The following is a 17,109-nucleotide window of genomic DNA, read 5'->3' as shown; positions in this document are numbered from 1 at the left end:
CATAAAGTTTGCTAAAACTATGGTGTTAGTATATTAGTTTTTTATAAATTAACAAGGTGGGAAAGGATGAATTCATTGTTTCCTATTTATTGATAATAAATAAAATCTGCACGTATCGTGTTAGCCGTTATTTACAAATCATTTAATCGATAAGGATCCCTGATGCACCCTAAATTGCTCGCCTCGATTGTTGCCGCTACCTTCAGTTTTTCCGTGGCGGCCGCCGATAGCTATACCGTCGATCCGCGCCATACCTTCCCGAGCTTTGAAATCGATCATCTCGGCTTTTCGATCCAGCGCGGCCGTTTTAACCAGACCGAAGGCAGGATCACGCTCGCGCCCGCATCGGCATCCGGTTCGATCGACATTGTGATCGATGCGGCCTCGATCAGCACCGGACTCGCCGATCTGGAAAAACATCTGCGCGGTGAAGATTTTCTCGATGTCGCCCGCTTCCCGAAAATCCTCTTCAAATCTAAACAGCTGGCCTTCGACAAGGAGAAACTGGTTGGCGCGGACGGCGATCTGACGCTGCACGGGGTGACCCGTCCGGTGCATTTGACCGTGGACCGCTTTCACTGCGGAGTCAATCCGATTTCGATGAAAAATGTTTGTGGCGCGAATGCGACCGCGACGATCAAGCGCTCCGACTTCGACGTCGATAAATATGCGCCGGCGCTGGCCGATGAGGTGAAGGTGAGCATTCAAATCGAGGCGATCAAGGATTGAGAGTCCTTGCGCGCATAGCCTGATGTCAGGACATGGGCAATAAAAAACCCGCTAGGTCTTGCGGCCTGCGGGTTTCTTTATTATTTGGAGCGGGAAACGAGATTCGAACTCGCGACCCCAACCTTGGCAAGGTTGTGCTCTACCACTGAGCTATTCCCGCAACGAGAGAGGGCGGTGCGACCGGAACCGAGCCGGCAGCTGCATAACGATCTTGCTATGCATTAATAAAAAACCGCGAATTGCACGGCTTTTCGTATCGTTTGGAGCGGGAAACGAGATTCGAACTCGCGACCCCAACCTTGGCAAGGTTGTGCTCTACCACTGAGCTATTCCCGCAACGAAAGTGGAGGCTGCGACCGGAATCGAACCGGTATATACGGCTTTGCAGGCCGCTGCATAACCATTTTGCTACGCAGCCTTGATCAACTTAAATAAAAAAGCCGCGAGTTCCGCGGCTTTTTGTATTATTTGGAGCGGGAAACGAGATTCGAACTCGCGACCCCAACCTTGGCAAGGTTGTGCTCTACCACTGAGCTATTCCCGCGCTAGAAATTATTTGCACATTATATATGATTTATAGGATGTGTCAACCAATTTTTAACAACAGCGTTATATTTTATTGCACGTCGATCGCCAAGACCCAGCCGGTCTTACCGTTGCACTCGCCGCCTTCGATCGAAACTTCGGCGAAGCTATTGGCGGTCTCGAAGGCGTCCTGCAATCTCAGGACTTTGACGGAGGTGCCTTGTGGGAAATGAATGCAGGTACCGGTGCGATCCGCTTCTTCGGTGTCATCGTAGGCGGCCAGGGCGCCGGGAGCCGGAACGAGGCGGATCGTGGAGGCAGGATCGTAGCTGTTCGGAGACTTTAAAGTATAGGTTTGACCGACGACGAGAGCTTTCTTGGTATATTGTTGAACGGTCGGCCGGCTTTCTCCGCCGCTGAACATCGCAATCAGAATCAGCAGGGCAACGCCGCCTACCGCGCCGTAAAAGACTTTGGGCTTGGTTTCTTTTAAGTTCAACGCGGCTGAGGTCAGATTGCCAATCAGGTTTTTTGCGGACTCTACCGATTTGTTTGCGTTATCTTCGTTACTCATTTCTCATCCTCACGATGTTGATATTTATTATTGTAGTTGCATAGGAATTTAGACGGCTTTCTCTTCGGCCTCCCGTTGACTCCGGGAGGGTCAGGTTTGTGCCGAGCCAAATTCACTGGGCGCGGAGTGCAGCGGGCTGGGTTGATTATGCCGCAACCTGGTTCCCTGCTTTTCTATTGCTCACTCGACCGCACAAGTTACCACGATGAAAAAACTTTTCAAGTGATTTGTGTTTTTTGTGTGACTGCCGGATTTTACAAGCAGGTTAGATGAAGTCATAGCCTTTTTTTGCGCTTGAGGGTTTGGCGCTTTCTATAATTCTGAGGCATTGAAATTGCCAGTAGCCCAAGCCGATGTTTTTGCGGTTCTGCACGTTGACGGGGTAGTCTTCGTTGTTCCAGAAGATGCGGGCCACATCGCCGTTTTTCAGCATGAAGTTATCGGTGATCAGATAGCTTTTGTCGCCGTCTGCTTCCGCCGCGGCGTAAAGCAGGGCTTTGAGCGGTTCCTCCTTCTTGGAGGCGTCGAGCAGGTTGTAGGTGACCGCGTAGCATTGCGACGTCAAAGATTCGACGCCGAAGATGACGTTGTTGGTCTGTTTTTCGATCAAAAGCTGATTGACGATGCCGAGCGCGCGGGTATTATCCCGGTTATCCGTTTTTCTGAGGCTGATCAGGCGGCCGATGGTCAATAGGCCGCTCTGTTCGAAGCGGCTGGTCAACAGGCTTTCGGAAGCGGTGTGGGCCAAGAGTTCCGCATTGCTCTCGGCCATGGGGGGCTGGTCGTTCAGCAGCTCGTAAGTCGGGATCAGGCCAAGCGTCATATAGCGGTCCAGACGGTCGCTGAACAATGCAGTGCTTTCCAGTTCAAAGCCGGACCAGCGGTGGAAAAGATATTCCAGCAAATCAAATGTCGGTATGCGCTCGTTATAGGCGGCCAATACCGAGCTGAAGCGGCCTTCGGCGCTATTGGCGTGCCGCGCCTTGTGTTCGAGCAGCTTGAAGACTTTGGTCAAATCCAGGTACATCGCGGCCGAATCCGGGCGGCCGGCGTCTTCCTTCAAAAAATAAGGCGCTCGGTCTTCGTCGGTCAGGATCACGCATTGCACCGCTTGTCCGGATACCGGTGTATTTTTGATCTGCACCGCATCGCAGAGCGTTTTAACGAATTGGTAAACCAACAGCACCTCTTTTTGCATCAGGCCGCTCGGGGCCGCCAGGCTGAGCAGCAGGATTTGCTTGTAACAGTCTTCGGGGCTGCTTTTTTCCGCGGGATTGGCCGGGTCGACGGCCAGCTTGGCCGTGTCTTTCTTGAGCGAGGTGCCGAGTTTGTAGAGCGAATGCAGATCGATCCAGATCCAGTCCGCAATCGGCATGCGCATCAGATAATGACTGATCACGATTCTGCTGAGTCCGTCTATACAGCGATGCAGGGCCAAAGGCAGTTGCTTGCCCTGAAACCAGCCGAACTGCTTTTGCGACAGTTCTTTCAGCACGATCCAATAGCTTAGCGTCAATTCCTTTTCGATCGAAACCAGCACGTTGAAGATCTTTTGCTCGTTTTCTTCTTTCGGGAAGCCGGTTTTGGTCAGCCGGCTGCGCAAATTTTCTTCGATCGCGAGCAGGCTGGGGCGCAATTGTTCGAGAGCCGCCATGCGGAGTTCGGCGCTGACCGCTAAGGTATTGAACTCTATGATCAAATCGTGCAGCAGACGCGTAGCCAGGCCGGGATTGGCGGCCGGTATCTCGTCGATCCATTGTTGCAGGGGCTTGGCTTCGAACTCTTTAATGCGTTGCGGGTTGTCTTCCTGTTTGGGAATAACAAGGTAAAAAGAGTTTTTCACGTAGTCACCGAAGGGATGAAGGCTCGTTAGAAGTTGCAGATAGAATAAGGGGATGTTGGCAATCGATCAGACGCAAAACACCACACGGGAAATGATTAACCCCCACCTTTTTTGGTCATCATTCCTTTTGATGGATTATAGCCAATAATCGCGGCACCAATGAAAATAACGAAGGCCGTCAGCGTAAACAGCAGCGCTTCCTGATTATATTGGCCGTAGAGGGCAAAGCGGGTCAATTCGACCGCTTGCGAAAAGGGATTGTATTTGGCTAGGTTGTACAGCAGCAGACTCGATTCTTTCAGCTTCCACAAAGGATAGAGTGCGGTCGAGAGGAAAAACATCGGGAAGATCACAAAATTCATCACGCCGGCAAAGTTTTCGAGCTGTTTGATGAAGGAAGACAGCAAGAGTCCCAGGGCGCCGAGCATCAGACCGGACAGGATCAGCGCCGGGATGATATACAGATAACCCTGCCAGGGCGCGTGAATCTTGTAGCCCCAAGCGATCGCGAGAAACACGTAGACCTGCAGGATCGACACGAAGGTGCCGGCCAACAGTTTCGCAAGCAGCAGAAACCAGCGCGGCAAGGGGCTAACAAGCAGGCTGCGCATGCTGCCCATTTCGCGGTCATAGACCATCGACAGCGAGCTCTGCATGCCGTTGAACAGCTGGATCATGCCGATAAGTCCCGGTGTGATGTAGACTTCGTAAAGGATGTAGGTCTGGTAGGGCGGATTGATCGCGAGTCCGAGCGCGGCCCTGAAGCCTGCGGCAAAGACGAACAGCCAGATCAACGGCCTGACCAGCGCGGAGATGAAACGCTCGCGCTGGGTCACGAAGCGACGGAGTTCGCGGCCGATGATGCCCCACAGCGCGCGCCAGAAATGCAGAATGTTCATCGGGGTTCAATCTCCCTGCGTCAGTTTGAAAAAAGCGTCCTTGATCAGCGAGGTGCCGGTCGTTTGCAGCACTTGATCGACGCTGCCGGTGGCCCTGATCCTGCCCTTGTGCAGGACGATCAGGCGATCGTCGGGATAAATCTCGTCGATCAGGTGGCTGGCCCAGAGCACCGCGATGTTGCCGGTCTTCGCGAGGCGGTGCACATAATCGACGATCGAGGTGCGGCTCGGCACGTCGAGTCCGACGGTCGGCTCGTCGAGCAGCAAGAGCGACGGTTTGTGCAGGAGGGCTCTGGCGATTTCGACGCGGCGGCGGTGGCCGCCGTTCAGCTGGCGGACTTTTTCGAAGCGGCGCTCGACCATGCCGAGGCGTTCGAGTTCTTCGGTGATGCGTGCATCGGCGACCTTGCGGCCGAGGCCGTGCAGCGCCGCATGGTAGCGGAGGTTTTGCTGCACAGTCAGGTCCAGATCCAGGGTCGTCTGTTGAAAGACGATGCCGAGGGTGGCGAGCGCCTTGCAGGTGTCTTGCTTGATGTCATGGCCGCCCAGTTCGATGCGGCCGCTCGGCGTGTCGTACAGGCGGGTGATCAGCGAAAACAGCGTGCTTTTGCCCGCGCCGTTCGGGCCGAGCAGCATCGTGCAATGGCCCGGATTGATCTCGAAGCCGACGCCATCGAGCGCTTTTTTCGCGCCGTAGGAAAAATTCACATCCTTGACGGATAAGGCGGGGCTCGTGTTCATGGCTTGACCGCGACGCCCCAGGGATAGGTGCCGACGCCGACCGATTTAGTCACGGTCTGGCTGGGCAGGTCGATGATCGAAATGTCGTTGCTGACGCCGTTGGTCGTGTAAAGGCGCTGTTGATCGGGCGAGAAGGCCAGGTTCCAGACGCGCGAGCCGACCAGCAGCGTGTTTTCGACGCTCAGTTTTTGCGCGTCGATCACCGCGACCCGGTTCGCGGGGCCCAGGGCGACATAGCCGCGTTTTCTGTCCTTGTCGATCACGACGCCGACCGGCTGGATCTTGTCGGCGGTCACGCCCTGGACTTCAAGCTTGATGTTCTTGACGATCTGCTGCGTCTTCGCGTCGATGATGGTCAAGGTGCCGGCCATTTCGGAGGTGACCCAGAGCTGCTGGCTGTCGGCCGTGAAGGCGACCGCGCGCGGGCGCGGGTCGACCAGCGTATGGTTGACCGCTGTATTCGTCTTCGCGTCGATCCAGTGCACCATGTTGGTCGTCTCGGAGGCGCTGATCACCCACTTTTTGTCCGGGCTGGTCGTGATGCCTTCCGGTTCGACGCCGACCTTGATCTGTTTGACCGCTTTCCGTTTCGCAAGGTCGATCGCGGTGACCATGCTGTCGTCTTCGTTCGAGACATAGAGCATCGTGCCGTCGGGATTCAGCGCGAAGGTCTCGGGATCTTCGCCGGACGGCAATTTGCCGGTCACCTTCAGCGTTTCCGCGTCGAGAATCTTGATCGTGTTATCGTCGCTGGTCGCGACATAGATCGACTTGAAGTCGGGGCTCAGCGCGATGCCGCGCGGGCGCTGGCCGACCGGCACGGTCTTGACCAGTTTGCCGGCGACCGGATCGACGACGGCGAGGGCGTTGTCTTTTTCGAGCGTCACGAACAGCGTTTCGGCGCTGGCATCGAGCGCGGCGGCGGACACCGCGATGAAGGCGGAAAGCAGCGTAAGATTGGTCATTTGTGCAGTGGGCAGGTGGTTTCGGGTTGATCGTAGCCGAGGGTGTCGAGTTCGGTTTTCGGGTGCAGGAAGCCTTCGATCGGCGCGACGGCGACCAGCGAGCGCGGCGCGGCCAGCAGCACCGGCTGCCGCAATTGGCCGTCCCAGGGGCGGAAAGACAGCGGCGTGCCTTTGTAGCCTTGCAGCGCGAAGGCGGGGCTCAGCATGTAGTCCCTGACCGGCTTTAGTTCATTCGATTGCGCGCGCGTCGCCGCTTCGCCGACCGCTCTGGCCGCCAAATAGCCGGCATAGTCGATCTCTTCCATCCAGCGGCCGTATTTGTCCTTGAAACGGTTCTGCAACTGCACCGCGCCCCATTGCTCGTGGGTCCGGTGCCAGGCGGTCGCGGTCAGGCCCTGGGTGCCGGCGACCGGGCGCGGCAGCCAGGTGCGGTAATCCAGGTATTCGCCGAATTCGCCGCGTTCGTCCGCGACGACCAGCACGTCGTATTCGTCGTCCGCCTGCGTCATGACCGGTACATCGGCTTGCGCGGTGCGGCGCGCATCGGTCGTGTGTTCCCAGGCTTTTTCGCTGACGATTTCGAGTCCGAAGCGCTTGGCCGCGCGCTTGACCGCATCGCCATACAACCGGTCTTCGTCATGATTGCCTTGCAGCAGGAACAGTTTGGTCCAGCGTTTTTTGAGCAGGTACTGCGCCAAGGCATCGGCGCGCATCGCGCGGCTCGGTAACAGATGCAGCACGTTCGCGCGGCAATCCTGGTTGCGGAGGGTGTCGTCCTGCGAGGCGATGTCGAGCAATAAGGTGTCTTTCGCTTCCGGCAGATCGGCCAGTTTATTCAACTGGGCGGACGGCAGGTTCACGATCACGAAGCGGTATTTGCCGCCGATGTTTTGCTTGAACGTCGCGGCGGGATCGCCTTGCGGGGGCGCGGTAAAGTCCTTCAAGGTGAACTGTTGACCGGTGAATTGTCCGGTCGTGTTGTTGTCCTCGATCGCAAGTTCTGCGCCGGGCAGGCCCTTGTCCTTGATGAAAGGGTCCAGATTCGACAGCGGCGGCGGCGCCTCTTGTTCCTGCGTCAGATAGGCGATCGGCACGGGTGTCGGCTTGGCTTTGGCGAATGCCGGTCCGATCAGGGTCAATGGCGCGAGCCATAGGAGATGGAGCGTTTTTCGGAGTGGGAGCTTGAAAAATCCTGTCATGTCCTAGCGATAAAAATGGTGTGGGACTCAATTTTAACGGATTTGGCGAATTTTATTTAGCGGATGTTATGCATTGTCCACGAAAAACACGAAAGGCACGAAAAATTTCATAGCCGTCTCCGTTCAATCGATGCTTTCGGTTGACAGTTCTTGCCATGCACACTTGATAAACCGACTCGGGACGCCGCAACCCATTGCCCAATCCATTTTTCGTGCTTTTCGTGTCATTCGTGGAGATTAATCGTGCGTAATATCAGTCAAGCACATGGCCGAATGCCGAATTTGATCTTTACCGGAAAAAGTTCGATACTTAGGCCTCCAAATCATTCTCCTGGTCGAGTTCTGTTATGTCCCAATATGTTGATAATGAGGATTTTGCCGCTCTAATCGAAGAAGACCGAATCGTCAATCAGCGCCGGACCGTGCGTTATATCCGCAAGGACATCGCGGCTTCGGTGCGCAGGGCGCATGGATTCGCGAGGATCGGACTGGCCTGGCTTGGGAGGGAGATTCCGGTCGAGTTGATCGACATCAGCAGCCGGGGCTGTTTGATCGTCAGCGCCGAAAAATTGGCTGTCGGGAAAAAAGTGCTCGTGCGGCTGAGATTCGATACCGGGAAAGACTTCGAAATCAAAGGCTCCGTCATCAGGAAAACCGAAGACAGGGGCCGGGAATACGGCATAAAATTTGTCGAATACAATGACGAACTCGGCGACTGTATGTTACAGACGCAACGCGAGTTGCTGATCAAATGAAGCGAACAGGGTTCTGAGCCGAATGTCCGATTTTCAATTAAGCGGTATTTATGTTTATCCGGTCAAGTCGTTGGCCGGCATCCGGGTCGAGCGCTGGCAGGTGGCGCCGACCGGCTTGCTCTATGACAGAAAATGGATGCTCGTCGATGCCGACGGCCTGTTTCTGAGCCAGCGCAAACTGCCGCGCATGGCGCTGATCAAAACGGCTTTGACCGGGAGCGAACTGCTGCTGTCCGCGCCGGGCATGGAGCCTCTGGCCTTGTCGTTGCTGCCTGCGGGCGGCGAATGGATCGACGTGACCGTCTGGCATGACCTATGCCGGGCGCGCGCCGTTTCCGGCACGGCCGACCTTTGGTTTAGCCGGTTTTTGGGGCAAGATTGCCGGCTCGTCTATCTGCCGGATCAATCGATTCGGCCGGTCGACCCGCATTACGGGTCGAGCACGGACCATACCGCCTTTTCGGACGGCTTTCCGTTTTTGATCGTCTCGGAAAATTCGTTGGCCGTATTGAACCAGGAAATGGGTTTGCACCTGGCGATGGAACGCTTTCGGCCGAATCTGGTGATTTCAGGTTGCGCGGGCTATGAAGAAGACAGTTGGCGCGAAATCAGGATAGGTTCGATCGATTTCCGCCTGCCGAAGCCCTGTTCGCGCTGCGCGGTGCCGACGATCGACCCGGAAACCGCGGAAACCGGCAAGGAGCCCTTGATCACGCTGAACCGCACCCGGAAATGGCAGAACAAGGTGTATTTCGGGCAGAATGCGCTGCACGATCGCTGCGGCGAATTGGCGGTCGGCGATAGGGTGCAGATCAAAACGGCAGGGCCGAAGCAGCCGCCTTTGTGAAGTTTTCCGGTTCCCGCGCGGCGCGCGGGAACCGGAACCCTCTTACGCCGCAATAAACTGTTTCAAAATCTCCCCCGCATCCGCCATGCCTTTATGCAGATGCTGCTCGATCTCCGCCATCGTGATCTCGCCTTCGGTCTTGCCTGCCGCCCAGTTCGCGACCACCGCCAGCGCGGCATAGTCGATGCCGAGCTCCCGGGCCAGCGCCGCTTCCGGCATGCCGGTCATGCCGACCAGGTCGCAGCCGTCCCGCTCCATGCGGCGGATTTCGGCGGTCGTTTCGAGGCGCGGGCCTTGGGTGCAGCCGTAGGTGCCCAGGGGCGAAACCTGGATATTCGCCTTCGCGGCGGCCTTGATCAATCCGGTACGCAAATTCTGGCTGTACGGGTAGGTGAAATCGATATGGGTGACCGGGTCGTCCTGATCCTCGAAAAAGGTATGTTTGCGGTCGTAGGTGTAATCGATGATCTGATCCGGAATCGCGATACGTGCCGGCCCCATTTCCGAGGTAATGCCGCCGACCGCCGCGACCGCGATGATCTGTTCGACGCCGAGCTGTTTGAGTCCGTAGAGGTTCGCGCGGTAATTGATCTTATGCGGCGGGATCGAATGCGGGTTGCCGTGCCGGGCCAGAAAGATCACTTCGCGGCCGTAGAGGTCGCCGGTCAGGAATTCGGCCGAAGGGCGTCCGTAAGGCGTGGTCACGGTGTCGCGCTTGACGATTTTCAGGCCTTCAAGCTGCGTGAGCCCCGTGCCGCCGATGATCGCGAGTCTGCTCATGCGTCGCCTTCCTTGCAGGCATAGATGCCGGCCGCGTTGCGCAAATAGCCCTTGTAGTCCATGCCGTAGCCGAACAGATAACGGTTTTCGGTCTCGACGCCGACGAAATCGGCCCGGATCGGCTTCTCTTGATCGAGCCTTTTATCGACCAGCACCGCGCTGTAGACAGCCACCGCGCCTTGTTCGCGGCAATGATCGACGATCGCCTTCAGGGTGATGCCTTCATCGAGAATGTCGTCGACGACCAGCACGGTTCTGCCGTGCAGCGGCGTTGCAGGTTTCAAGGTCCATTCGAGCGTGCTGCCCATGATCTTGTTCTGATAACGGCTGGCGTTGATAGAGTCGATCGTCAGCGGCATGGTCAGCCGGGTCAAGAGACGCCCGGCCGCGACGATGCCGCCGTTCAGCACGCAAAGAAACACCGGATTGGTGCCGGCCAGTTTCCGGTTGATTTGCTCGGCCATCTGGTCGAGCGCCGCTTCGACTTCCTGTTCGCCGAATAATAAATCGGCGGTGTCTTGTACCTGTTGGATTTCGTTTAACATGAATGGAAAGTGTGGTTGATCTGATCGGAAATTTGCCGCCATTGTACCGAATTCAGCAGCTGCTCGCGGCTGAATTGCGCTTTGCCGCGCATCGCGGCGAGGCGGCGTTGGCGATTCGGGTCGGGTTTGATCGGCAGCGCTTCGAGCACCTGTTCGGCGGCTGCCGGATTATTGCAGACCAGCACCATATCGCAGCCGGCCGCGAGCGCCATCTTGGCGCGCTCCGGGTAATCGCCGGCCCACGATGCGCCGGCCATGCTCAAATCGTCGCTGAACACCGCGCCGTCGAACCGTAATTCTTCGCGCAAAATCTCTCGAATCCAGAACGGCGAAAAGCCGGCCGGACGCTCGTCGGCGGCGGAAAAAATCACGTGCGCCGGCATCACGCCTTCGAGCCCTTCGGCGATCAGCCGCTTGAAAGGCAGCAAATCCTTGGCTTTGATGCTGGCAAGATCGCGTTCGTCGACCGGCAGGGCCAGATGCGAGTCGGGCGCGACCGCGCCGTGTCCCGGAAAATGTTTGCCGGTCGCGGCCATGCCGGCCGCGCGCATGCCTTTGCGGAAGGCCGAGGCCAGTGCCGCGGCGAGGCCGGGATCGGTCGAAAACGAGCGGTTGCCGATCACCTGGCTGATGCCGCAATCGACGTCGAGCACCGGCGCGAAGCTGAAATCGACGCCGACCGCGAGCAGTTCGCTCGCCATCAGCCAGCCGGCGGCTTCGGCCAGTTCCGGTTTTTCCGCATAACGCGCGGCGGGCGGCAGGCGCGTGAAGCCGCTTTGAAAGCGCTGCACGCGGCCGCCTTCCTGGTCGACCGCGATCAGGATGTCGCCGCCGCGCGCCTCGCGTATGGCGGCGATCAACGCCTCGACCTGTTCGGGGCTGGCGTAATTGCGCGCGAACAGAATCACCGCGCCGGTGTTCGGGTGGCGGATCTTGTCGATTTCATGCGCGGCCAGGGTCAGCCCCTCGACATCGAGCATGACCGGGCCGAGGGATGGGGTCGTCGTCATGGTCTGGATTGATTATAGAGTCGTAGGGTGCGCATTGCGCACCTGAATTAAACGTTCCGATGAGTTGGGCTTCAAAAGATAAATGAAGCTTACATGGCTTGATTCATCTTGAACAGCGTATAAAAATTCCGCGTCGAGGTTTGGGCGATCTCTTCAAACGCGGTATTGCGCAACTCGGCGATCTGCTCGGCGACATACCGCACATAGGTCGGGTAATTCGGTTTGCCGCGGAACGGCACCGGCGCCAGATAGGGCGAGTCGGTTTCGATCAGGAAGCGGTCGGCGGGCACTTTTTTCGCGACGTCCTTGATGTCCTGCGCGCTGTTGAACGTCACGATGCCGGAGAACGAGATATAAAAATTCAGATCGAGCGCCTGCTCGGCGAATTCCCAGTTTTCGGTGAAGCAGTGAATGATGCCGCCGCAGGTTTCGGCGCCTTCTTCCCGCAGGATGCGCAGCGTGTCCTCGCGGGCTTCGCGGGTATGGACGATCAGCGGCTTGTTCAAGGCTTTCGCGGCGCGAATATGGGTCCTGAAACGCTCGTGCTGCCAGGTAAGATCGCCGCTGCTGCGGAAATAATCCAGGCCGGTCTCGCCGATGCCGATCACCTTCGGCTCGCCGCCCAGTTCGAGCAACTGCTCCAAGGTTGGCTCGAAGCCGTCATGTGCATTCGGATGCACGCCGACCGTGGCCGAGAGCTGCTTGTGGTCCTTGACCAGATCGAGCATCGCAGGGTAGGCGTCCATGTCGATCGAGATGCAGAGCATGTGCTCGATACGATGGTTTTCCGCATCTTTCAGAAAGCAGTTAAAGTCGTTTTGGTAAGGGCCGAGGTCGATGCGGTCGAGGTGGCAATGCGAGTCGATAAGCATGGGGCTTGGGGTAAATATCTATCGGGCAAGAAAAAAGCGCTGGGATTCGGAAACGGGGAGGGCCGTCGTGAGGTGCCTCCCGGTCTACAAAATACCGGCAAATGCTGCCGGTAGCGAAGGGTATTTTACGCGATTGGGCGCGTGCCGTGTGTAAAAGTTGGCTTAGGGCTTACATCGTGTGCGTCGGCTTGTCCGATTCGAGCGCGCCGGCCAGATAGGTTTCGATCTTATTCCGCGCCTGGCCGCCGTCCTGGTCGCTGAATTGCACGCCGATTCCCGCCGTCCGGTAAACGCCGCCGGGCGGATTTTTCCAGATGATCTTGCCGGCGATCGGCAGCCGTTCGGTTTCTTCCATCAGGTTCAGTAAGATAAACACTTCCTGTCCCATTTCGTAGGAGCGTGTGGTCGGGATGAACAGGCCGCCGTTGGTCACGAAAGGCATGTAAGCCATGTACAGCGCGCTTTTTTCCTTGATCGATAAAGACAAGATGCCTTGCCGTGGGGTGGAGTCCGACATGATGATTAGCTCCGGTTGAGTTCAGACCAGTGAATTAAAATTTCTTCCAACATCATCTGTTTATTGATTTGGCTATCGAGCCGTTCGCGCGCGGCCAACAATAAATCGTACAACTGATAAAGGTCTCTCAAGTTTAGCCGGCCGGACAGTTCTTGCAAGGGAGCGCGGAGCGGGGAATCCTGCAACAGACTGCCGTCCGTCTGGAATTTGCATTTGATCAGGTCGATCAGCCAGGAAGTCAGCCAGGCGAGCAGCGAGGGGAGCGGCAGTTTTTGCCAGTCTTCCGCCACCGCGATCGGGCTTGCGCGGTGTTTGGCGATGTCGAGCCAGGCCTTGAAGCAGCCGCTCCGGGTGGTCAAGGCGTGTTCGTTCGCATACTGCAAGGCGGCGAACGGCGCGTTTTGGGCCAGGGTCGCCAGGGCTTCCGCATCGGCGATCGCCTGCGCCTTCAGCCAGGCCACGAGGGTCTCGCGGTCGGGTGGAGTGACGGCCAGACGCTGGCAGCGGCTGGCAATCGTGATCGGCAATTTGGCGGGCTTGGCGCTGATCAACAGGATCACCGTGCGTTCGGTCGGTTCTTCGAGGCACTTCAAAAACGCATTCGCGGCCGGCCGGTTCAATTGATCGGCCGGGTCGATGATCACGACGCGATAGGCGTCGTATTGCGGTTTCAATTGCGTGTCGACGATCAGCTCGCGAATTCGGTTGATGCCGATCGCTTTGCCGGGCTCCTCCGGGGCGACCATGAACAGGTCCGGGTGATTGCCGGCCGCATACAGCTTGCAGCCGTGACAATGGCCGCAGGCTTCGCCGTCGGCATTCGGCGTCTGGCAGAGCAGGGCGGCGGCGAAGCGTTCGGCCAGTTCGCGCTTGCCGAGGCCCTTGTTGCCGGTGATCAACAGCGCCTGCGGGATGCGCCCTTGGCGGATATAGCTGCAAAGCTGGCGCCATTGGGCTTGCTGCCAGGGCAGTAACGGTTTCATCGCGCTAAAGCCGTAAGCGAGGCGGCGAGGGCGGCTTGTTTTCTGTTTTTCTTTGACGTTAACATAATGCCCTTATATTCGTTTTTTGTAACGTAAACTGTCAAGCGGTTTGATGGTTTCATTTGGAGGATGTGTTGAGGAAAATTATCGGCATTGCGGCGCCGGCCAGGTCGGGAAAGGATACCGTGGCGTCGATGTTGCTCCGGCATGACCGTGTCGCTGCCTATGCACTTGCGGACCCGCTCAAGATCGGCTGCCAGGCGCTCTTCGGATTGACTGACGCAGAAACCTGGGACGACAGCATCAAGGAAAACAGGATTCCCTTATGGGGGCGTTCGCCGCGTGAATTCTTCCAGCATGTGGGTACGGACTGGATGCGCGCGCACAATCCGGAGCATTGGTTGATGCGGGCAGAGCGTGCGATCCACTCTCCCGCCAGCCAAGACAAAGGCTCGATGACGCCGCCGTTGCAAGATGCCAAGGCGCCATTCAAGCTGGCCGCGCAAGCCTTCTTCGACCTGTCCTGCCGGCAAACCTGGGATGGCGAGGCTGCCGATACGACGGATCGGTTCTGGAACCTGTCGCCCAGGCAAATGTTTGAGCTGATCGAAACCTTGACCCTGACGGATTTCCCGGATTATTTTGCACGTCGGGCACAGCGCCCGATTACCGAGCCGACCAGGGCATTGCCTTATTTGGGGGAAAGCGAGGTGATCATCATCAAGGACATACGCTTCGAGAATGAGGCGGATTTCCTGCGCCGCCATAACGGAAGCCTCTGGCACCTCGTTCGAAACGATGCGCAAAAAGTCAATGCGCACGCATCCGAGCTGGGTATAGCCGTGGGAGAAAAAGACGTGGTGATCTACAACAATGGCACGCTTGAGCAACTCGCCATCGCGGTGGAAAAGGCTTGGCGAAACCACCGCTACGATGAGGCTTCAACCAACGAGTAAACGGTAAAACGCTGGGTTCGATCCGGCGGTTTCAAAAATTAGCCGCAATCGAATCCGACAATGATAGGGCAAAGTCGACCCCACGCAATCTATTGATTCTCTTTCAGGGTCGACTCAATAGCTCAAAGATTTAGACGACATGCTCCCAGTCTATTTTGTTAGGCATCGGGTTTTCTTTTTCCGGCCCGTCCGGACTCTTCAATTCCTCAGGACATTGCTCATTAATTTTCGTCTCGTTGACCAAGTAATTTTTAGCCTCTTTGGCGCCAAACGCGATGCTTTTCTTTGCGGCATCAAGATCGGGATAGGTTGTCTTTCCTACGACCCCCCATAAGGCGAGGATCATCATCACCATGGATAAAAAGGGCGCAGACACCATTAAAAATTTGATCAGTCCAAACAATAGATGTCTAGTCATGACAGCCTCCTACTGTAAGCGTATGGGGCATTTCTACCATAAATGACCCATAAAATATAGTCGTAATACTACCGGGGTCCCCGATAATTTACGGCGATTCAGCCACAACTAAATGGATGAATAGCGTAAGCTTAACGCAATTTGTATGAAATTATTCGTAAATAGCAGATGAAAAAACTCTTTAGGGCAATCTTTAAATTGTGATGTCTCGGGAGATAATCGGCGATGAATCATCAAGAAAATTTTTTTACTAAGTTTATGACGGTGGCGGGCCCTTTTTGGCGTTCCAAAAACCGCTTCATCATCTGGGCAGAGACTGTCTTGCTGATTGGTCTGACGGTGATGCAAATTGAACTGGCCGTCTATATCACCCAATGGAATGCCGCGCTGTTTGATGCCATAGAACAACGCTCGATGGCTGGCGTAAAAGCCCAAGCCGTCGTATTGATGCTGATCTTCATCGGCAGCATAACGATCACCACAATCCATTTAATCGTCAAACGGCGCTTACTGATTGGTTGGCGGACATGGCTAACCGAAAAAGTCATTGCCAAATGGATTGAACAGGGCCGCCATTATCAGATAACCTTGTTATCCCAAAATGATCATGACAATCCGGACGGCCGCATCGCCGAAGACATTCGTATCGCGACCGAAGACGCCATAGCGCTGAGCCATTCATTGTTTTACTGTTTGCTGATGTTGGCGAGCTTTACCCAAATTCTTTGGGGCATCTCCGGAAGAGTGGTGTTTGAGTTCGGCAGCGTTTCGCTTCCGGTGCTGGGATATTTGGTCTGGATTGCGATCAGCTACTCGATTTGTGCTTCGATTTTAGGCTGGTGGATGGGTAAACCGATGACATCGGCCACCCATACCAGACAAACCCAAGAGGCTAATTTCCGGCACGATCTGATCGATATCCAGAACAACTCTCAAGCCATCGCATTTATTCGCGGCGAGATCAACGAACAAGAGCGGTTGCTCGATTCGTTTCGAGCGATTATCGCGTCCTATGCCGAACAAACGACGGCATGGATTCGGATTCAGATATTCACTTCCGGTTATTCGGTCGCATCCATGGCCTTGCCGATTTTAGTCGCATCGCCTCGCTATATCGCCGGCGCCATTTCGCTGGGGATGCTGATCCAATCCGTCCAGGCCTTTCAGCACATGGTGGCCGCTTTGTCGTGGCCGGTCGACAACATGGCCCAAATCGCCAAATGGCGAACATCGGTCGAGCGGGTTTTAGGACTGATGCACGCTCTTGATCATCTGGAGCGTGAAATTTCCGATCTGACTTCACATCAGATCCGTGTGAATGAAGCCAATGTTTCGGCGCTAAGGTTCAATAACGTCAGGCTGGAAGGCCAGGAAGGCGAAAAACTCTCAAGCGTTGTCAACCATGAAATCAAAGCCGGCGAGCATGTCCTGATTTCAGATCAAGCCAACAATGGCGCCAAGCTGTTCAAGGCGATCGCCGGTTTATGGCCCTGGGGATCCGGCCGAATAGAAGTGCCGGCGGGCCAAGCGACTTTCTTTATGCCGCCAAAGCCCTACCTGCCTGCAAAGTCGTTATTCGAAGCCATTTGCTACCCCAAGGCCAAGGCGGCGTTCGATCAGGCCGAGGTAGAAAAAAAGCTTGAGCAAGTCGGCCAAAAAGCCCTGATCAAGCAACTGAACCGGGTCGATGCCTGGGCGGATGTGCTGTCAAATGAACAGCAGCAGTGTCTAGGCCTGGTGCGCGCGTTACTGCACCGGCCGCAATGGATTTTCGTGCAGGAAGCCCTCGACTCACTGCCCCCCGATGATGAGGCGAAAATGCTCAAATTATTGGCCCACGAATTACCTCATGCAGGCATTTTGACGATTACGCATCAGCCGGCCGCGCAGGCTTTTCATCAACGCAAACTGAAGATTTAGAAAAAGCGGATAATTTTGATCGGCTCGAACC

Annotated in this window: 18 protein-coding genes and 4 tRNA genes; 5 read left to right on the top strand and 17 right to left on the bottom strand. The window is 56.2% G+C overall.

The annotated features are described in order from the left end of the window. Window positions 1-162: 162 nt before the first annotated feature. Window positions 163-729, top strand: coding sequence for a YceI family protein (locus tag ACEPPP_RS05100; protein ID WP_374089963.1), 567 nt, complete (start codon window positions 163-165; stop codon window positions 727-729). 85 nt (window positions 730-814) lie between these two features. Here the strand turns inward: ACEPPP_RS05100 and ACEPPP_RS05095 are convergent. From ACEPPP_RS05095 to ACEPPP_RS05050, 10 genes are all read right to left on the bottom strand, one after another. Continuing rightward, window positions 815-889: transfer RNA gene (locus ACEPPP_RS05095), tRNA-Gly, on the bottom strand. A gap of 101 nt (window positions 890-990) precedes the next feature. Then, window positions 991-1,065: transfer RNA gene (locus ACEPPP_RS05090), tRNA-Gly, on the bottom strand. A gap of 8 nt (window positions 1,066-1,073) precedes the next feature. Next, window positions 1,074-1,147 (bottom strand) — tRNA-Cys (locus ACEPPP_RS05085). Window positions 1,148-1,198: 51 nt separating this feature from the next. Beyond that, a tRNA-Gly gene (locus ACEPPP_RS05080) sits at window positions 1,199-1,273 on the bottom strand. A 72-nt stretch (window positions 1,274-1,345) separates the two neighbouring features. Then, window positions 1,346-1,828: a hypothetical protein gene (locus ACEPPP_RS05075; protein ID WP_374089962.1), complete on the bottom strand. Its 483-nt coding sequence runs from the start codon at window positions 1,826-1,828 to the stop codon at window positions 1,346-1,348. 265 nt (window positions 1,829-2,093) lie between these two features. Beyond that, window positions 2,094-3,671 carry a hypothetical protein gene (locus ACEPPP_RS05070; protein ID WP_374089961.1) on the bottom strand — a complete coding sequence of 526 codons (1,578 nt, stop codon included), beginning with the start codon at window positions 3,669-3,671 and terminating at the stop codon, window positions 2,094-2,096. Between the two features lie 95 nt (window positions 3,672-3,766). Next, the gene (locus ACEPPP_RS05065) at window positions 3,767-4,570 is read right to left on the bottom strand and encodes an ABC transporter permease (protein WP_374089960.1); all 804 of its coding nucleotides are present in this window, start codon (window positions 4,568-4,570) and stop codon (window positions 3,767-3,769) included. 6 nt (window positions 4,571-4,576) lie between these two features. Then, on the bottom strand, window positions 4,577-5,311 hold the full coding sequence (locus tag ACEPPP_RS05060; protein WP_374089959.1) for an ABC transporter ATP-binding protein: 735 nt from the start codon (window positions 5,309-5,311) through the stop codon (window positions 4,577-4,579). Continuing rightward, window positions 5,308-6,276: a PQQ-dependent catabolism-associated beta-propeller protein gene (locus tag ACEPPP_RS05055; protein WP_374089958.1), complete on the bottom strand. Its 969-nt coding sequence runs from the start codon at window positions 6,274-6,276 to the stop codon at window positions 5,308-5,310. Before ACEPPP_RS05055 ends, ACEPPP_RS05060 begins: the two co-directional genes overlap by 4 nt. Then, on the bottom strand, window positions 6,273-7,475 hold the full coding sequence (locus tag ACEPPP_RS05050; protein WP_374089957.1) for an ABC transporter substrate-binding protein: 1,203 nt from the start codon (window positions 7,473-7,475) through the stop codon (window positions 6,273-6,275). The genes ACEPPP_RS05055 and ACEPPP_RS05050 overlap by 4 nt, the downstream gene beginning before the upstream one ends. Before the next feature lie 347 nt (window positions 7,476-7,822). On the opposite strand from ACEPPP_RS05050, the gene ACEPPP_RS05045 reads away from it, so the two are divergent. Continuing rightward, on the top strand, window positions 7,823-8,230 hold the full coding sequence (locus ACEPPP_RS05045) for a PilZ domain-containing protein (protein ID WP_374089956.1): 408 nt from the start codon (window positions 7,823-7,825) through the stop codon (window positions 8,228-8,230). 22 nt (window positions 8,231-8,252) lie between these two features. Further along, window positions 8,253-9,077: an MOSC domain-containing protein gene (locus tag ACEPPP_RS05040; protein WP_374089955.1), complete on the top strand. Its 825-nt coding sequence runs from the start codon at window positions 8,253-8,255 to the stop codon at window positions 9,075-9,077. Window positions 9,078-9,119: 42 nt separating this feature from the next. Here ACEPPP_RS05040 and ACEPPP_RS05035 read toward each other — a convergent pair whose 3' ends face one another. The 6 genes from ACEPPP_RS05035 to ACEPPP_RS05010 form a co-directional block, all read right to left on the bottom strand. Then, entirely contained in the window at window positions 9,120-9,857 is a 738-nt protein-coding gene (locus ACEPPP_RS05035) for an S-methyl-5'-thioinosine phosphorylase (protein WP_374089954.1), read from the bottom strand. Then, the gene (locus ACEPPP_RS05030; protein ID WP_374089953.1) at window positions 9,854-10,402 is read right to left on the bottom strand and encodes a hypoxanthine-guanine phosphoribosyltransferase; all 549 of its coding nucleotides are present in this window, start codon (window positions 10,400-10,402) and stop codon (window positions 9,854-9,856) included. Before ACEPPP_RS05030 ends, ACEPPP_RS05035 begins: the two co-directional genes overlap by 4 nt. Further along, window positions 10,396-11,412 (bottom strand): beta-N-acetylhexosaminidase, encoded by a 1,017-nt coding sequence (nagZ, locus tag ACEPPP_RS05025; protein WP_374089952.1) that lies wholly within the window; start codon window positions 11,410-11,412, stop codon window positions 10,396-10,398. Before nagZ ends, ACEPPP_RS05030 begins: the two co-directional genes overlap by 7 nt. A gap of 89 nt (window positions 11,413-11,501) precedes the next feature. Then, complete coding sequence (locus ACEPPP_RS05020; RefSeq protein ID WP_374089951.1) at window positions 11,502-12,284, bottom strand: TatD family hydrolase; 783 nt, start codon at window positions 12,282-12,284, stop codon at window positions 11,502-11,504. 169 nt (window positions 12,285-12,453) lie between these two features. Beyond that, the gene (locus ACEPPP_RS05015; RefSeq protein WP_374089950.1) at window positions 12,454-12,801 is read right to left on the bottom strand and encodes a PilZ domain-containing protein; all 348 of its coding nucleotides are present in this window, start codon (window positions 12,799-12,801) and stop codon (window positions 12,454-12,456) included. A gap of 5 nt (window positions 12,802-12,806) precedes the next feature. After that, entirely contained in the window at window positions 12,807-13,784 is a 978-nt protein-coding gene (locus ACEPPP_RS05010; RefSeq protein WP_374089949.1) for a DNA polymerase III subunit delta', read from the bottom strand. Between the two features lie 134 nt (window positions 13,785-13,918). Between ACEPPP_RS05010 and ACEPPP_RS05005 the strand changes: the two genes are divergently transcribed. Next, window positions 13,919-14,740 (top strand): hypothetical protein, encoded by an 822-nt coding sequence (locus ACEPPP_RS05005; RefSeq protein WP_374089948.1) that lies wholly within the window; start codon window positions 13,919-13,921, stop codon window positions 14,738-14,740. 130 nt (window positions 14,741-14,870) lie between these two features. Here ACEPPP_RS05005 and ACEPPP_RS05000 read toward each other — a convergent pair whose 3' ends face one another. Further along, entirely contained in the window at window positions 14,871-15,158 is a 288-nt protein-coding gene (locus tag ACEPPP_RS05000) for a hypothetical protein (protein WP_374089947.1), read from the bottom strand. A 225-nt stretch (window positions 15,159-15,383) separates the two neighbouring features. Between ACEPPP_RS05000 and ACEPPP_RS04995 the strand changes: the two genes are divergently transcribed. After that, a complete protein-coding gene (locus ACEPPP_RS04995) occupies window positions 15,384-17,078 on the top strand; it encodes an ABC transporter ATP-binding protein/permease (protein ID WP_374089946.1) in 1,695 nt (564 codons plus the stop codon). Window positions 17,079-17,109: the final 31 nt, after the last annotated feature.

Source organism: Methylomicrobium lacus, from assembly GCF_041897535.1.
GTDB classification, from domain to species: Bacteria; Pseudomonadota; Gammaproteobacteria; order Methylococcales; family Methylomonadaceae; genus Methylomicrobium; species Methylomicrobium lacus_A.
Note: the sequence above shows the minus strand (reverse complement) of the source record. Positions and strands in the feature narration are given on the sequence as shown.